We start from the raw sequence: 15,183 nt of genomic DNA on the forward strand, positions 1-15,183 counted from the left end.
ATTATGTCAAAAGTTATTGGTATCGATTTAGGAACAACAAACTCATGTGTTGCAGTCTATGAAGGCGGCGAAGCGAAAATTATCCCGAACAAAGAGGGAAAAAACACTACCCCTTCCGTAGTAGCATTTACCGATAAAGGTGAAATTCTCGTAGGTGATCCGGCAAAACGTCAGGCGATCACTAACCCGGATAAAACAATCTACTCGGTCAAACGTATCATGGGTCTTATGATGAACGAAGAGAAAGCAAAAGAGGCTCACGACAAAGTTACTTATAAAATCGTTGATAAAAACGGTATGGCTGCGGTAGACGTTGCAGGTAAAGTATATACCCCTCAAGAAATTTCCGCGAAAATCCTTTCTAAATTGAAAGCGGATGCAGAGAGCTACCTCGGACAAGCGGTAAGCGATGCGGTTATTACCGTTCCTGCGTACTTCAATGATGCTCAGCGTAAAGCGACGAAAGAAGCGGGAACCATCGCAGGGCTTAACGTTCTTCGTATCATCAATGAGCCGACAGCATCTGCATTGGCATACGGTTTGGATTCAAAAGGGGATGAAAAAGTTCTCGTTTATGATCTAGGGGGCGGAACATTTGACGTTACGGTTCTTGAAATCTCTGAGGGGACTTTCGAGGTTCTCTCAACGGACGGTAATGCGTTCCTCGGTGGGGATGATTTCGATAATAAAATCGTAGATTTCCTCGCAAACGAGTTCAAATCCGATCACGGCATTGATCTCAAAGCAGACAAAATGGCGCTTCAACGTCTTAAAGACGCGGCTGAAAATGCGAAAAAAGAGCTCTCTTCAGCAGAAGAAACTGAGATTAATCTTCCGTTTATCACCGCAGACGCATCAGGTCCTAAACACTTAGTTGTGAAATTGACCCGTGCAAAATTCGAAGGGATGATCGACACGTTGGTTAAAGAGACTATTTCTCATATCAAAACTGCGATGAAAGATGCAGGGATGAGCAATAACGAAATCAACGAAGTTATTATGGTTGGGGGTTCAACTCGTCTTCCAATCGCACAAAAAATGGTTTCGGATGAGTTCGGCGGAAAAACCCTTAACAAAGGGGTAAATCCGGATGAAGTAGTCGCAGCCGGTGCAGCAATCCAAGGTGGAGTTCTTCGCGGAGATGTTAAAGACGTACTTCTTCTTGACGTTACACCATTGTCACTCGGGATTGAAACTCTCGGCGGTGTTATGACAAAAATCATCGAAAAAGGGACCACTATCCCGGTGAAAAAATCACAAATCTTCTCAACAGCAGAAGATAACCAACCGGCTGTTTCTATCTCAGTCGGTCAAGGTGAGCGTGAGTTTGCCCGTGATAACAAAGCCCTCGGATTATTCGAACTTACCGGTATCCCATCAGCACGTCGCGGTGTACCTCAAATCGAAGTAACCTTCGATATCGACGCGAACGGTATCTTGACGGTATCTGCTTCGGACAAAGGGACAGGTAAAACCCAAGAGATCAAAATCACCGGGTCAAGCGGGTTGAGCGAAGAAGAGATCAACAAAATGGTTCAAGACGCTGAAAACCACAAAGCCGAAGATGCAAAACGCAAAGAGATCGTAGATCTTCGCAACCAAGCGGATGCGTTGGCAAACCAAACCGAAAAATCTCTCGAAGAGATGGGTGATAAAATCGACGCAACGGAAAAAGCAACGATTGAATCAGCGCTTGAAGAGCTTAAAGCGGTACTCAAAAATACCGATGCTTCTAAAGAAGAGATCGAAGCGGCTACGAAAAAATTGGCAGACGCGAGCCACAAAATGGCAGAGCAAATGTACAAACAAAACGAAGGCGGCGAAGCTGCTTCAAGTCACGCGAAAAAAGATGACGACGTCATCGACGCTGAAATCGAGTAATTTCCCCCGTACGTCATACCCTATAGGGCACAAGAACCTCTAGGAGGTCCTCGGGCGTGACCCGGGGATCCATTTCCATAAATACAGCTTTCTCCTTTTAATTCTTTTCCTTTTCTTCACATTTATCGTCTCAATAATAAAAAACTATTTTCTGAAAAACCGATATTATTTTTTATAAGTAAAATATTGTATGATTAAAGAAAAAAAAGAGTAATCAATGTTTAATGAATTTCAACAAGAGATTATAATCACCGTAGCTGTCGTGGTAGCCATTTTAGTTGTTTACTTTATTTTTAAAAGAAGCTCAACCCCTCAAATTCCTAGTGAAAAACCGGAAAAACATGATATACCTGAAGTAGCGGCCCAAGAGAAGGTAACGGTTGCCCCGGAGATAAAAGAGGAGCCACAAGCAAAGCCGCTTCCGGAAATTCCCTTACCTGTAAAAGAAGAAAGAGATTTTGAAGGCATAACACCAGCTCATGAAGATACGTTCAAAGACGTAACGAGCAGACGAAAAAGTGACAAGACAATACCAAAACGGTCTGTTCCGGAGCATGGAAAAATTACAAAACAAAATTTTTCTGAATTCGCCGGGGAGAGAATATTGGTTGCAGAAGATAACATCATCAACCAAAAAGTTCTTTTGGGTCTTTTAGCGGGAAGCGGTATAGAGCTAATCATGGCCAACGATGGTCAGGAAGCTCTGGATATACTTGAAAATGACACTAACTTTTTGATGATTTTAATGGATGCGCACATGCCGCGAGTGGATGGTTTTGAAGCAACACGTATTATTCGAGAAAATCCTAAGTACGATCATATCTTAGTGGTAGCACTTAGCGGTGACACAGCATCGGATGACATACAAAAAATGAAGAGTGCAGGAATGGCTGAACAGCTAGAAAAGCCTCTAAGAATGGAATCCCTCTATAAAGTCATCTATGCATATTCAGGTAAAGAAACTCAAAAAGATGAGTCGATAGAAGTCAATTTGAGAAAAAATTTAGATGTTGAAAAAGGGCTTCAAACATGTGGAGAAGATGAGAATTTTTACCGTGAAATCTTAGCCGAGTTTATGCTTGACTATGCCAATTCTTCTGATAAGTTAGGAGAACTTTTACGTTCTAACAACCTTCAAGATGCTGATGCATACCTTCTTGATATTATCGGTGTAACTGAAAATATCGGGGCACACCCACTCGGTGAAATTGCTTCAAACATGAAACTTGCTCTCAGTGATCCTCATGAACAGAGCTACTTTATCCTTTTCGACCAGTACAAGATCCAGCTAGAGAGATTAAAGCAAGATATTAGAGAGTATCTTTAAAGCTTTTATCGTACCTGCAGTTGTTATTTTTTCTCCGCATTTGCGGAGAAAACCTCCTCTTTTAGATAACTCCAGTCAACCTTTGTTATAATCATTATCTATATTATTTTTTTGGATTTATATGAGCGATAGATATATCGGACGACAGCCTATTATCAATGCCAAAGCTAAAATTGTCGCATATGACTTGCTTTATCGTGAGTCAGGTCATAATGATGATAATGGATTGACCGCAGCTGTTATCAGTAATCTTCTGATTTCTATGGAGACGGTTCTGGGTAAACATATCGGTTTTATCCGCGTCAATACCGAGTTTCTCCACTATGATGTTATTGATTTACTTTTACAGGAAAAGGTAGTCTACTCTCTTTTTGCCGATGCTGTCATTGACGAAGCACTTGCGGATCGAATGCGGTTTTTACGTGATCAGGGATATCGCTTTGCTCTCAATGATTGTATTTTGACTCACGAGAGTATGAATCGATTTACGTTGATTTTACCTTCACTCAGTTATATCAAGATCGATGTGACTCAAAGCGATTTGGGATTGGTTGGACGTAATATTCCCATGTTTCATGATGCGGGAATCGAAGTGATCGGAACAAAAATCGAGACCCATGATGTGTATGATTTGTGCCGTTCGATGGGAATGGATTATTTTCAAGGGTACTTTATCTCGGAACCGAACATCATCAAAAATACCTCTTTTTCTCCTGAACAGGAAGGGATATTCCGGTTATGGAATCTCTTGCAAACGGATACCGAAATGTCTGAGCTGGTCGACGCCTTTCAAAACAATCATGCAATCAGTCTGAAGTTGCTCCGTTTTATCAATTCTGCCGCATTTTCACTCAAAACCCCGGTCGCATCGATCGCGCAGGTATTATTACTGATGGGGCGTGATCCGATTTCTCGTTGGATTATGCTAATGATGTTCTCCGAATCGCACGGCGGTGTTGAAAAGCGGGTTCCGCTTTTGCTAATGGTGGTTTATCGTACCGAGTTGATGAGTTCTTTGGTTCAGGTGATCAATCCAAACGCATCGAAACATGAACTTTCCATGGCTTATTTTACGGGAATGCTCTCGTTGATCCACCTTTTATTCCATATGCCGCAGCGTGAAGTTTTGGAAAAACTCAATATCTCAGATGAGATTAAACAAGCGCTTTTGGAAGGGAAAGGGTTTTATGGCGAGATGCTTGATCTGGTTCGCTCTATCGAGTTGTTTGATACCGAAGCGATCGAAGAGTATTTACAGACTTTGGGTCTAAAATATGCGATAATAGAGCCGATTATTACGCAAGTTATGGACAAAGTAAATAGGTTTGAAAAGGCGATGGAAGAATGAGAAAAAATGGGATGAAGTTTGTACTGATCAGTTGGATAATTTTGTTGGTATCAATCCATTCGCATGCCGCAGAGGCAGAGGGGTATAAAGTTGTATTGGCCTCATATGCTACTTTTGATGAAGCAAAAGATGCTTTGGGTAAGCTCGATTCTAAAATAGGGGCTTCGGAGCTTGCTCTACAGAAAGAGTACCATTTTGACATTGCTGCCCGAGCATCAGGAAAGGCATTTATGTTGGCTGTTGAGCCAATTGAGACCGAAAAAGGGGCTGGCACTGTACTGCAACAGTTTAAAAAGCATTATCCTGATGCATACATAAATGGCTATTTCGGACCTACCAAAGGGGCTGTATTTTTCAAGCCGTCGCAGCCTGAAATTGATATCAAAGAAGTGCCTGTACCCGAAGTAAATATGACGACAGCAGTAAAGGACGAGTTCGAGCAGAATACTACTGCGTCCGCACCTGTAAAACCTGTTATTGTGAATAAAAATCCTGAAGAACCAAAAAGTAAAATAGAAGTAATGATTGCTTTATTTAGCATCGTTGCTATTGCATTGGTGTTATGGAAAATGCGTAAGCAAAATTCTTCCAAACCGGTGAAAGAGTTCAAGGAAAAATACGAAGAGGCTGTTGAAGAGAGCGAGAGTGAAGATCGTGTCGAGAGGATTGAATCGGAAGCATTTATACCGGTTAATACAAAAGAAGTGCCTCAAAGTACTCAAGCAAAAGTATTTGAACCTGACCCCGATATTTTTTATAAACTTAAAAAAAATATTTTTTTTATGACGTTGATTGGAGAACTAAAAGCCGCAGCAGATAGCAAAGACGATCAACGATGCCATGCTTTAATGGATGAAGTATTACGTTATCAGAAGAATTTTCGCAAAAGTGAAACAATCACAGCCATGCAGAATTTAATAGATACGAAAGCGTACGACCAACTCTCTCTTTTTATCGCTCGAGAGTCGAATTAAGAATTCAAGGATAGAAAAATGGAACAATTTTTAGAAAAAGCAAAATCGGCCAGCCGTGTTCTGGCAACATTAAGCGGAAGCGAACGAAACCGAATTCTACGGGAGATGGCAGAGTCGCTTCGTGCCAATACGATGAATATCATCGAAGCCAATGCGATTGATATGCGTAATGCCGATGAAGGCAATCTAGCAACGTCGATGAAAGAGCGGTTATTGCTCGATGAAAAACGGATTGAATCTATGGCGGTAGCGATCGAAGAGATTGCCGCACTCAAAGATCCTATCGGAAAAGTGATTGAAGGGTGGGTAACCGAAGCGGGACTTAAAATCGAGAAAGTGAGTATCCCAATCGGGGTGATCGGGATCATTTACGAATCTCGTCCGAATGTCACCTCCGATACGGCGGCACTTTGTTTCAAAAGCTCCAACGGCTGTGTCCTCAAAGGGGGAAAAGAAGCGGAAAAATCAAACGCGGTTATAGCTGAGGTATTGCAGCAGGTTTTAATACGTAATAACCTCCCTAAAGAATTGATCGCTCTGCTGCCGGATGCGACGCGTGAGGGGGTGGCGAAACTGATCAAGATGGATCGATATGTCGATTTGATCGTTCCGCGCGGAGGAGAAGCTCTGATCCGTTTTGTGAGTCAAAATTCGAGTGTCCCTGTGGTTAAACACGATAAAGGGCTATGTCATACCTATATTGATAAAGAGGCGAATATTGAAAATGCTCTTGCCATTGCCATCAATGCAAAAGTACAGCGTCCCGGCGTTTGCAATTCAATGGAAACATTATTAATTGACGGTGCGATTGCGACAGAGGTGTTGCCACTGTTTAAAGAGGTATTTGATCGTGCCCATACCGAATTAAAAGGGTGTGAACAAACCCGAGATGTCATCAGTGTTTCACCTGCCAGTGAGGAAGATTTCGATACTGAATATCTCGCCAATATTTTGAATATTAGAGTGGTTGACGGTGTGGAAGGGGCGATTAGCCATATCGTCCGTTTTGGATCAGGGCACTCCGAAGCGATCATCACCGAAAATATCACAACGGCGGAGCGCTTTATGGATGCGATCGATGCGGCGGCTGTCTATGTCAATGCTTCAACAAGATTTACGGATGGCGGAGCCTTCGGTTTCGGTGCCGAAGTGGGGATCAGTACCAACAAACTCCACGCACGCGGACCGATGGGAGTAGAGGGATTGACAACGTACAAATACAAAGTATACGGAAAAGGACAGATTCGTTGAAATCTGTATTAGATATTGAAAATATATCTTTTAGATATAGTAAAGATATCGCTATATTTGATAATTTCTCCCTTACGCTTAGAGAAGGGGAAATAAAAGCGATTGTCGGCCCCAGCGGTGTTGGTAAGTCGACCCTGTTCGAACTCATATTAGGCCATCGCAAGCCTTCACATGGAATGATCCGATCAGAATCCTATTCTCAAGTCTTTCAAGACCCCTATAGCTCTTTTCATCCCACCTATACGGTACGTGAGCAAATCATGGAAGTGACATCAATGCAAGGGTACGAATCGCTTTTAGTACAGATGGGGCTAGAAGAGGCTTTTTTAGATTCATTGCCTCATAAGCTTTCCGGCGGGCAACTGCAACGATGTTCGATATTGCGCGCACTCTTGATGAAGCCAAAACTCTTGTTGCTCGATGAACCAACTTCGGCACTCGATAATCTTAATCAGCTTGATATTATGAAATTGATTGTGAGTCATATTGAGGGGATGGGGGTATTACTTATAACCCATGACGGAGATTTGGCACGGTGGTGTGCCGATGAGATTATTACTCTAAAATATTCTGAAACAGATAAAATCCCGCTCCAGCCATAAGAACCGTACCGAAGAGGTTCAGCGCCATATTCGCCGCCGCCATGATGATATTTCCGCCCCCGAGTAAAAAGACTGTTTCCATTGCAAAAGTGGAATAGGTGGTCAGTCCTCCTAAAAAACCGGTTGTCAAAAACGATTTGGCATGTACACTAAAGAGGGTTGTATAACTGAAATAAGCGAACAGTACACCGATGATAAAACTGCCGATCAGATTGACGGAGAGGGTTCCAAACGGAAGGGTGTGAGGGAAATGATGATTGACGACACCGTTCATATAGGCACGAAGGATCGCCCCTAAGAAAGCACCGCTACCGATAGCGAGGATGGTTTGCCAACTCATCGTCATACACCTTTTGCATTGTGATTTGTAGATTTTTCAGCCAATCCGGATCACTTTTATCCGCTGTGAAAGAGTCCAAATAAATTGCGTGAACGGTTCCTGAATTAAAGTCTTTGCGCTTATTGCTGAAATGCCATGCAGTAGCTAAAAAGACAACCGGTTGAACTTTGAGCGCAAATTTATCGGCAACCATTTTAGCGCCCGGTTTAAAGGGCTTCATTTTTCCGGTTTCGGTACGCGTTCCTTCCGGGAAAATGGTGATAACACGTCCTTGATCGATTCGGTCTTTACAATCTTTAATCAATTTTACAAGGGCTGTTTTGCTTTCACGTTCGAGTGCAATGTCATTGGGCAAACGGAGAACAAGGCTAAAAAAAGGGACTTTAAATAGCTCTTTTTTGGCAACCCATGCGAGGTCTTTGGAGGTGATGGTTTCCATAATCCCAATATCCATTTCACTCTGGTGGTTAATGAGGTACATTTGGGCATCTGGATCGGGAGTTCCATGGACTTTAACAGGGACAAAAACGAGTAACCGGATAAACCATGCTGAAAATTTGACGGCATAAGGTTTGGGGAGAAGATAGAACGTTGTAATCATCAGTGTCATCCCTGAAAAGATGACGACTATGGCATAAAGCCATTTAATTCGAGCAAATATCACGCTTATTTACCCATCCGACTTTTTCGTTAGTGAGGTGGACCTTTGTGAAGTCACCTACCTCTTTTTCAGCTTCCAAATGCTCTTCTTGAAGCGTTGTCTCGAAAATAGTCCCATTGTTGATTGGAAGCAAATAAATTGAAGCATCTTTTTTGACACAGATATCTTGGTTTGGCAGAATGGCAAAGACGATGTAGAACATCGGAACTACAGAGGCATACAAATACCCTTTTTGCCGTCTCCAGTAGAATAGACCAAACAAGATGACACTGACAACGCCTGCTGCTCCTACTTTGAGCTCTGTATGGCGTGCATCAGTAGGGGATAGATCACTTTGCGTCGAAACGGTATCATCATCCACAATGATGGGGATAACGAGGGATTCATAGCGTTGCTTCTTAAGATTGAAAAAAGAGAAGTTGAGATTTTGTTCAGTATTCGGGATAATTGCATAATAGGTCATCTGTGATTCGCCGACATTAGGGAGTTTGGACTCAAACCCTTGTTTGATGGCATTGGGAATCAAAAAATCGCTGATATTACATCGTGATGCTTTTACTGTGAAAATAACAACATTACTTTCGTTATTGTACGGAGTGGTTTTATAGTTTATGATCTCAAACTTATCGGCTAAAACTTTTGCAAACGTAGAGGGAGGATTGAGGGGCGTTGCGCTCAATGTTGTACCGATTAATGTTTCAGAGTTTGTCCCTGTAGAGGTTAGTGTGGCGGTAATATCGGGAAGACGTACTGCAGAGGATTGGACTAAAAAGTAGAAAGTGTCATATACACCGTCTTCTTTAACACTTCGGCGCGGGGTATCGCTGAAAATCCGAACTCCCTCTTCATTTTGAAGAGTGTATTCAATATTGCCCGATGCAACATCAACCGGCGTCAGTTTAACGGAAACGGCAATAATTTCTCCGACATATGAATGGGATGGAAGATTGTCAAATTGTAGAGTTAGGGCAGAGGCAGTACCCGAAAAGAGAGTATCTATTTCTGATTTCTGATCGGTAGGGGTAGCCGCTGTAGTTTCTTCTTGGACAGCTGTATCTGTCAGAACGGACGGCTCGGTCGCAAATAAGTGTGCAACAATCAGAAAGAAAAGTAACAGCGTTTTCAAGCGTTTATAAACCCTTCGAGCATAGCCCGTCCGTCATTCGAACCTAAAAGTGATTCCATTGCTCGCTCCGGATGCGGCATAAGGCCAAAAACATTTTTGGCTCTATTGCAAATTCCTGCGATACTATCGACGGATCCATTGGGGTTGTCGATACTTCCGGTGCTATCAGTATATTTTAAAAGAACTTGGTTGTTGGCATAAAGTTCTTTTAATCCGGCATCATCGATGTAAAAATTACCGTCATGGTGGGCAATCGGAATATTCAGCACCTGATCCGTTTTGCAGAAGCGTAAAAATTCATTCTCATTATTCACCACTTTGAGATGGTGATGGCGAGAGATGAAATGCAACCCCTCATTACGTTTAAGGGCACCCGGAAGAAGCCCGATTTCGGCCAATACTTGAAAACCGTTGCAGATGCCTAAAACTTTTCCGCCGTTGTCCGCATAGATTTTAAGTGCTTTCATAATCGGAGACATTTTTGCAATGGCACCGCTGCGAAGGTAATCGCCGTAGCTAAATCCGCCCGGAACTACTACTAAATCCGTATCGGAAGCGATCGTATCTTCTTTGTGCCAAAGAATTTGTGTTTCACACCCTAACTCAGCAAACGCATGTTGGGTATCGTACTCACAGTTTGTCCCCGGGAACTGAACAATACCTACTTTCATGCTTGAATCTCAATCTCGTAATCTTCAATAACGGTATTGGCCAAGAGCTCTTCGCACATATGGGCTACTTTTTCTTTGGCAGCGGTTTCATCGCTTTCATTCATTTCGATAATGATTTGTTTGCCGACACGAACATCACTGACCGTTCCAAAACCATGACCGCTAAGGGCATGAAGTACTGCTTTGCCTTGAGAGTCAAGAACGCCGTTTTTTAAAAATACGTTTACAATTGCTTTCATTCTAATTCCTTACTAAATTATCCGAGAATTCGGTTGAGAACTTCTTCATAGGCTACTTTAAGCCCGCCGAGACCTTGACGGAAACGGTCTTTATCCATTTTTTCACCCGTTGCTAAATCCCAAAAACGGCAGTTGTCCGGGCTGATTTCATCGGCGAGGATGATTTTTCCGTTTGCATCACGACCGAATTCGAGTTTGAAATCGACGAGATTGAGCCCTTTTTCATGGAAATAAGGGCGTAAAATTGAGTTGACTTCACGTGCCATAGCGCGCAATTGATCGAGTTCAGCTTCATTTTTGACGAGTTCAAGGATCAAGCAGTGTTGATCATTGAGTTTTGGATCACCGAGTGCATCGTTTTTATAGTCAAATTCAACAAGGGTAAACGGAAGGATTGTACCGTCTTTTATGCCGAGGTTTTTACTAAGGCTTCCTGTCGCAATATTACGTACAATAACTTCGATGAGGATGATGTCCACTTTTTTGCACAGCATATTATTATCATCGAGCATCTCTACGAAGTGCGATTCCACTCCGCGTTGCGCTAACATTTTAAACAGTTCGGTTGAAATTTTATTGTTCAACGCCCCTTTACCGGATTCACTATCTTTTTTAGCTCCGTTAAATGCCGTAAGATCATCTTTAAACTCGGCAATGACTAGATTCGGATCGTCTGTACTAAAGAGGCGTTTAGCCTTTCCTTCATAGATGAGATCGCGTTTTTCCATGGTTATTTTCCTTTGACTATGATAAGAGCTTTGATGATATCGACACCTTCTCTGAGTTGGATATCTTTATCCAATTGTTCAGGAGTGATAATGGTTTTATTGGTAGCATTGACTTCGGTGACATCAAGCATACCGCCGTCTTTTTGAAGTTCACTTTCCAAATGTTTTTTGAGATCGGACTCTTTGAGGTTGAATTGATTATCGTGATTTTTGACCTCTCCGGATGCTACGACAATATCAGGGACGACGCCGACGGCTTGAATAGTGCGGCCGCTTGGTAAATAATAGCGCGCAATCGTGAGCTTGATCGCTTCAGTTTCAGTGATCGGCATGACGACTTGCACAGACCCTTTTCCGAAGGTTTTTTCACCGACAACGACACCGCGTTTGAGATCTTGTAAAGCACCGCTCACAATTTCAGAGGCACTGGCACTTCCTTCATTTACAAGGACAACGAGAGGCAAATCGGTGATTTTGGCACTTTTAGTGGCACTGTAAGAGATGTCGTCTGCTTTGTTACGCCCTTTTTGGGATACGATGACTCCTTCACTCACAAACAAGTTGGTCAGTTCAACCGCTTGATCCAATAACCCTCCAGGATTATTGCGCAGGTCCAAGATGATCCCGTTGCTTTTAGCGGCGTGTTTTTTGATCGCGGTTCTGACATCGACTGCTACTTTTTTATCGAAGCTTGTAACTCGGATATAAAGGATATTGCCACCGATTTTACGGGTATAAACGGACTCTACGGTGATAATGTCACGGATGATATGAAATTTCAACGGTTCCGCTGCTCCTTTGCGAACGATGGTTAAATCGATTGGAGTTTTAGGAGTTCCTCGCATTAATCCGACTGCATCGTCAATCGTCATGCTCAGGGTGGATTTGTCATTGATTTTAAGGATAATATCACCTGCTTTGATTCCTGCTTTATCTGCCGGAGTCCCTTCGATTGGTGCGATAACCGTGAGGGCATTGTCGCGCATACCAACGGTAATGCCTAATCCGCCGAATTCGCCGTCTGTTTGACTTTTGAGGCTGTCGTAGCTTTGTTTGTCCATATAGGTAGAATGGGCATCAAGATTGGACAAAAGTCCCTGCAACGCTTTATCGATCAACTGATCAATGGTGAGTCCGTCAACATTGTATTGCTCAACGATCCCCAGTACTTTGGTAAATTTTGCTAATGATTGTAATCGGGAAGCCTCAACAGAAGTTTCGCTAACGGCAGGAACATCGCTTTTGGCTAAGAGGGTAGTGGAAAGAGCGACAGTCACGGCAACCGCACTGGCGAAGCCGACAACCATCATTTTGATATTTTTCATCTCTGTTTTTCCAAGCTTTATTTAATGCGTGATTATAGTCAAAACTCTATTAATAAACAATGTATTAGATCACGTCGATGGTGACGTCACCGATCGTAATTTTCTCCCCTTTGGTGATTTTTGCCCGCTTGCGGGTTTCAACTTCGCCGTTGCGGAATACTTGAGCATTTTCGATCAATAGTTTCGCTTGCCCGCCGGTATCGACAAGATCCAAAAGTTTAATAAGTTTGTGCAATTCGATAAAAGGTTCAGTGAGCGTATAAGTCATGATATGTCTTTGTTAAAAAGTTAAAAGAATTTTTAGAAAAAAGGAAAAGTATTGAGTGGCATGAAAGCCCCTAAGGGCTTCATGGAAGTGATTACCAGCGGTCGTTGCGTGGAGGGCGTGGTGCACGAGGACGAGCTTCGTTTACACGAAGTGTACGTCCGCCGAAATCGTTACCTTCGAGGGCTGTGATCGCTTTATTAGCTTCGTCTTGGTTCGCCATTTCAACGAAACCGAAACCGCGGAAGCGGCCTGTTTCTTTATCATTTACGAACTTAACCGAACTAACTTCACCGTATTGTCCGAAAAGATCTTTAAGATCGTTTTCGTCTTTGCCGTAGGGAATGTTCCCGACATAAATTTGTGTCACATTGTACTCCGTGAAAAAATCGAACTATAACCAGCATAATCCTTGGCACATTTTAGCCATTACAATCTTATGGGAATGTTAAATAAAATTGTATTTTAAAGATTAGTCTAACCATAGGGATGAACCTTTACAAAAATGCGCTGGCCTCGTGCAATGTGGTAAAACACGGCTTGGTGTGTTTGCGTAAATAAGAGAGAGCATCGCTCATCATTGCCCCACCTAAAAGAATGGGATAAATCGGTTTTTTCCACGGGTATTCGAGTAGTCGGACAATGTTTAGGGTATCGGTCATCATTTGCGGAGTGATCAGAAGATAGATCATTTCGATGGCCTCGATCGCATCCACACAACGCAACGCTGCTTCAAAACGTTCACTCTGGGCATCTCCGATAATATCGATGGGATTGTTGTTCGACCAGTTGGACGGTAAAACAGCGTTGAGTGCATCGATATCACGGACGGTTAACGTATAAAGTTTTGCCCCCCTTTCAATAATACAATCGGTTAATATGGTTCCAGGCCCTCCGGCATTGGTGATGATGGCAATATTATCAAAACTTCGGGGGTAGAGGAGTGCTTCCAGCGAATCGACGATTTTAACACCGACACTTTCCAATAACCCTTGGAACATTGGATAGTCTCCACTGAGATTTCCCGTATGAGAAAATGCCGCTTTTCGTGCTTGAGGTGACTTTCCTGCTTTGTAGACGCGAATCGGTTTTGGACAGTTACGGAGTGAATTTAAAAATGCTTTTCCATCCCGTATCCCCTCGGCATAAAGGGAAATAGCCTCGCATTCAGGGGAATCGGTAAGCATCGCAATGATATCGGCAAAATTCATATCGGCCATATTTCCCGCAGAGAGGATATGCGAAAATCCGATCCCTTCTTGGGTCGCCTTATCCATGAGGGATGAGAGGACAGCGCCTGATTGAGCGATAAGGGCGAGAGAACCTTTATGGATATTGGGCGAGCCGAAGGTGAGGTTGAGAGAATGTTTGGCCTCAAAATAGCCCAAACAATTAGGTCCGATAATATTAAGATTGTGCTGTTGTGCCAAGGTGCTTAATCGCTCTTCGCTTTGGGTATCGCCGATTTCTTTAAAGCCTGCCGAAACAATGATGAGGTTTTTGACCCCTTTGGGGATTAATGCTTCAATTGTTTCAAGGACACGATGAGAGGGGATGGTAATAACGGCGGTGTCAATCGTATCGTTAATATCATCAAGGGAAGAAAGCAGAGGATGACCGTCAAAACTTCCCCCTTTTTGATTTACCAAATAGAGTTTACCGCTAAAAGAGAGGGCGTTGCGGGCGATAGCATAGCCCACTTTGTTCGGATCCGTGGAAGCACCTATGACGGCAACCGTACGATTGTCAAAAAAATTATTGCGATGCCGTGTTACCGGTGTGTTATCGGGAAGAGTTTTATGATAGTCGATCCGTGCATCAACGACGTGCAATCCATGGGCGTTGAAAATGACGGGATTGAGATCGCATTCGCGAATGTTTGGATGGGTTTTGATGAAGCGTTGAAGGATTTGGATAAATTTGACGATTTCCGCAGTCATCGGTTTTGAACCTCGAAATCCTTCAAAAAGCTTGCTGATTTTGGTGGTATGAAGCGCGCGGATGATCTCTGCCTCATCGGCGTGGATATCAATGTAGCAGACGTCGCGGTAGAGCTCCAGTAAAACTCCCCCCTTGCCGAAGAGGATGATTTGACCGAAAATAGGATCATCGACGACTCCGGCAAAAAGTTCTTCCCCTTGAATCATAGCGGTGGCAATAAAACCGTCCTGAGGGTCCAATACGATCCCATGCTCGGCAATCCGGTTTACCATTTGTGTCCGAGCTGTTTCGAGCGCATCGTTATCACTAAGAGAAAGACTTACCCCTCCGATATCGCTTTTATGGATGATTTTAGGGGATTCGACTTTAAGTGCTACGGGATAAAAATCAAGAGCAATCGGTTCATTCAGAGCAAAGCGGCGAAATCGGGGGATTTGGAATCCCGATTGGGATAAAAGCGGATAAAGTTCGGATTCGAGCACGACGATTCCTTAGAACAAATTT

Annotated in this window: 16 protein-coding genes; 6 read left to right on the forward strand and 10 right to left on the reverse strand. The window is 43.1% G+C overall.

Features of this window, described 5'->3' with window-relative positions; genetic code table 11:
• Nucleotides 1-3: 3 nt before the first annotated feature.
• The 6 genes from dnaK to PHI47_RS03085 all read left to right on the forward strand — a co-directional run bounded on the left by dnaK (nucleotide 4) and on the right by PHI47_RS03085 (nucleotide 7,383).
• Nucleotides 4-1,881, forward strand: a complete 1,878-nt coding sequence (gene dnaK / locus PHI47_RS03060) for a molecular chaperone DnaK (protein WP_299933630.1) — start codon at nucleotides 4-6, stop codon at nucleotides 1,879-1,881.
• A 217-nt stretch (nucleotides 1,882-2,098) separates the two neighbouring features.
• Nucleotides 2,099-3,208, forward strand: a complete 1,110-nt coding sequence (locus tag PHI47_RS03065; RefSeq protein ID WP_299933632.1) for a response regulator — start codon at nucleotides 2,099-2,101, stop codon at nucleotides 3,206-3,208.
• Between the two features lie 121 nt (nucleotides 3,209-3,329).
• A complete protein-coding gene (locus PHI47_RS03070; protein WP_299933634.1) occupies nucleotides 3,330-4,556 on the forward strand; it encodes an EAL domain-containing protein in 1,227 nt (408 codons plus the stop codon).
• Nucleotides 4,553-5,530, forward strand: coding sequence for a hypothetical protein (locus PHI47_RS03075; protein WP_299933636.1), 978 nt, complete (start codon nucleotides 4,553-4,555; stop codon nucleotides 5,528-5,530). The genes PHI47_RS03070 and PHI47_RS03075 overlap by 4 nt, the downstream gene beginning before the upstream one ends.
• 18 nt (nucleotides 5,531-5,548) lie before the next feature.
• Complete coding sequence (locus PHI47_RS03080) at nucleotides 5,549-6,781, forward strand: glutamate-5-semialdehyde dehydrogenase (RefSeq protein ID WP_299933638.1); 1,233 nt, start codon at nucleotides 5,549-5,551, stop codon at nucleotides 6,779-6,781.
• The gene (locus PHI47_RS03085) at nucleotides 6,778-7,383 is read left to right on the forward strand and encodes an ATP-binding cassette domain-containing protein (protein ID WP_299933640.1); all 606 of its coding nucleotides are present in this window, start codon (nucleotides 6,778-6,780) and stop codon (nucleotides 7,381-7,383) included. The genes PHI47_RS03080 and PHI47_RS03085 overlap by 4 nt, the downstream gene beginning before the upstream one ends.
• Here PHI47_RS03085 and crcB read toward each other — a convergent pair.
• From crcB to PHI47_RS03135, 10 genes are all read right to left on the reverse strand, one after another.
• Entirely contained in the window at nucleotides 7,337-7,723 is a 387-nt protein-coding gene (gene crcB / locus PHI47_RS03090) for a fluoride efflux transporter CrcB (RefSeq protein ID WP_299933642.1), read from the reverse strand. The two genes, PHI47_RS03085 and crcB, sit on opposite strands and share 47 nt — an antisense overlap.
• Entirely contained in the window at nucleotides 7,692-8,387 is a 696-nt protein-coding gene (locus PHI47_RS03095; protein WP_299933644.1) for a lysophospholipid acyltransferase family protein, read from the reverse strand. The genes crcB and PHI47_RS03095 overlap by 32 nt, the downstream gene beginning before the upstream one ends.
• Nucleotides 8,368-9,510: a hypothetical protein gene (locus tag PHI47_RS03100; RefSeq protein WP_299933646.1), complete on the reverse strand. Its 1,143-nt coding sequence runs from the start codon at nucleotides 9,508-9,510 to the stop codon at nucleotides 8,368-8,370. Before PHI47_RS03100 ends, PHI47_RS03095 begins: the two co-directional genes overlap by 20 nt.
• Nucleotides 9,507-10,181: a phosphoribosylformylglycinamidine synthase subunit PurQ gene (purQ, locus tag PHI47_RS03105; protein WP_299933648.1), complete on the reverse strand. Its 675-nt coding sequence runs from the start codon at nucleotides 10,179-10,181 to the stop codon at nucleotides 9,507-9,509. The genes PHI47_RS03100 and purQ overlap by 4 nt, the downstream gene beginning before the upstream one ends.
• Complete coding sequence (gene purS, locus PHI47_RS03110; protein ID WP_299933650.1) at nucleotides 10,178-10,420, reverse strand: phosphoribosylformylglycinamidine synthase subunit PurS; 243 nt, start codon at nucleotides 10,418-10,420, stop codon at nucleotides 10,178-10,180. Before purS ends, purQ begins: the two co-directional genes overlap by 4 nt.
• A gap of 17 nt (nucleotides 10,421-10,437) precedes the next feature.
• Entirely contained in the window at nucleotides 10,438-11,148 is a 711-nt protein-coding gene (gene purC / locus PHI47_RS03115; RefSeq protein WP_299933652.1) for a phosphoribosylaminoimidazolesuccinocarboxamide synthase, read from the reverse strand.
• Nucleotides 11,149-11,150: 2 nt separating this feature from the next.
• Nucleotides 11,151-12,473: a S41 family peptidase gene (locus PHI47_RS03120; RefSeq protein WP_299933654.1), complete on the reverse strand. Its 1,323-nt coding sequence runs from the start codon at nucleotides 12,471-12,473 to the stop codon at nucleotides 11,151-11,153.
• A 64-nt stretch (nucleotides 12,474-12,537) separates the two neighbouring features.
• Complete coding sequence (locus PHI47_RS03125) at nucleotides 12,538-12,741, reverse strand: RNA-binding S4 domain-containing protein (protein ID WP_299933656.1); 204 nt, start codon at nucleotides 12,739-12,741, stop codon at nucleotides 12,538-12,540.
• Nucleotides 12,742-12,832: 91 nt separating this feature from the next.
• A complete protein-coding gene (locus PHI47_RS03130; RefSeq protein ID WP_299933658.1) occupies nucleotides 12,833-13,108 on the reverse strand; it encodes an RNA-binding protein in 276 nt (91 codons plus the stop codon).
• 127 nt (nucleotides 13,109-13,235) lie between these two features.
• Complete coding sequence (locus tag PHI47_RS03135) at nucleotides 13,236-15,161, reverse strand: acetate--CoA ligase family protein (protein WP_299933660.1); 1,926 nt, start codon at nucleotides 15,159-15,161, stop codon at nucleotides 13,236-13,238.
• Nucleotides 15,162-15,183 lie beyond the last annotated feature (22 nt).

This window comes from Sulfuricurvum sp. (genome assembly GCF_028713855.1).
GTDB lineage: Bacteria > Campylobacterota > Campylobacteria > Campylobacterales > Sulfurimonadaceae > Sulfuricurvum.

What these genes read in the sequence shown, in the direction of transcription:
- PHI47_RS03125 (WP_299933656.1), bottom strand. Translation starts at nt 12,741, where the DNA reads ATGACTTATACGCTCACTGAACCTTTTATCGAATTGCACAAACTTATT.
- PHI47_RS03065 (WP_299933632.1), top strand. Translation starts at nt 2,099, where the DNA reads ATGTTTAATGAATTTCAACAAGAGATTATAATCACCGTAGCTGTCGTG.
- PHI47_RS03120 (WP_299933654.1), bottom strand. Translation starts at nt 12,473, where the DNA reads ATGAAAAATATCAAAATGATGGTTGTCGGCTTCGCCAGTGCGGTTGCC.
- purS (WP_299933650.1), bottom strand. Translation starts at nt 10,420, where the DNA reads ATGAAAGCAATTGTAAACGTATTTTTAAAAAACGGCGTTCTTGACTCT.
- purC (WP_299933652.1), bottom strand. Translation starts at nt 11,148, where the DNA reads ATGGAAAAACGCGATCTCATCTATGAAGGAAAGGCTAAACGCCTCTTT.
- PHI47_RS03070 (WP_299933634.1), top strand. Translation starts at nt 3,330, where the DNA reads ATGAGCGATAGATATATCGGACGACAGCCTATTATCAATGCCAAAGCT.
- purQ (WP_299933648.1), bottom strand. Translation starts at nt 10,181, where the DNA reads ATGAAAGTAGGTATTGTTCAGTTCCCGGGGACAAACTGTGAGTACGAT.
- crcB (WP_299933642.1), bottom strand. Translation starts at nt 7,723, where the DNA reads ATGAGTTGGCAAACCATCCTCGCTATCGGTAGCGGTGCTTTCTTAGGG.
- PHI47_RS03075 (WP_299933636.1), top strand. Translation starts at nt 4,553, where the DNA reads ATGAGAAAAAATGGGATGAAGTTTGTACTGATCAGTTGGATAATTTTG.
- dnaK (WP_299933630.1), top strand. Translation starts at nt 4, where the DNA reads ATGTCAAAAGTTATTGGTATCGATTTAGGAACAACAAACTCATGTGTT.
- PHI47_RS03080 (WP_299933638.1), top strand. Translation starts at nt 5,549, where the DNA reads ATGGAACAATTTTTAGAAAAAGCAAAATCGGCCAGCCGTGTTCTGGCA.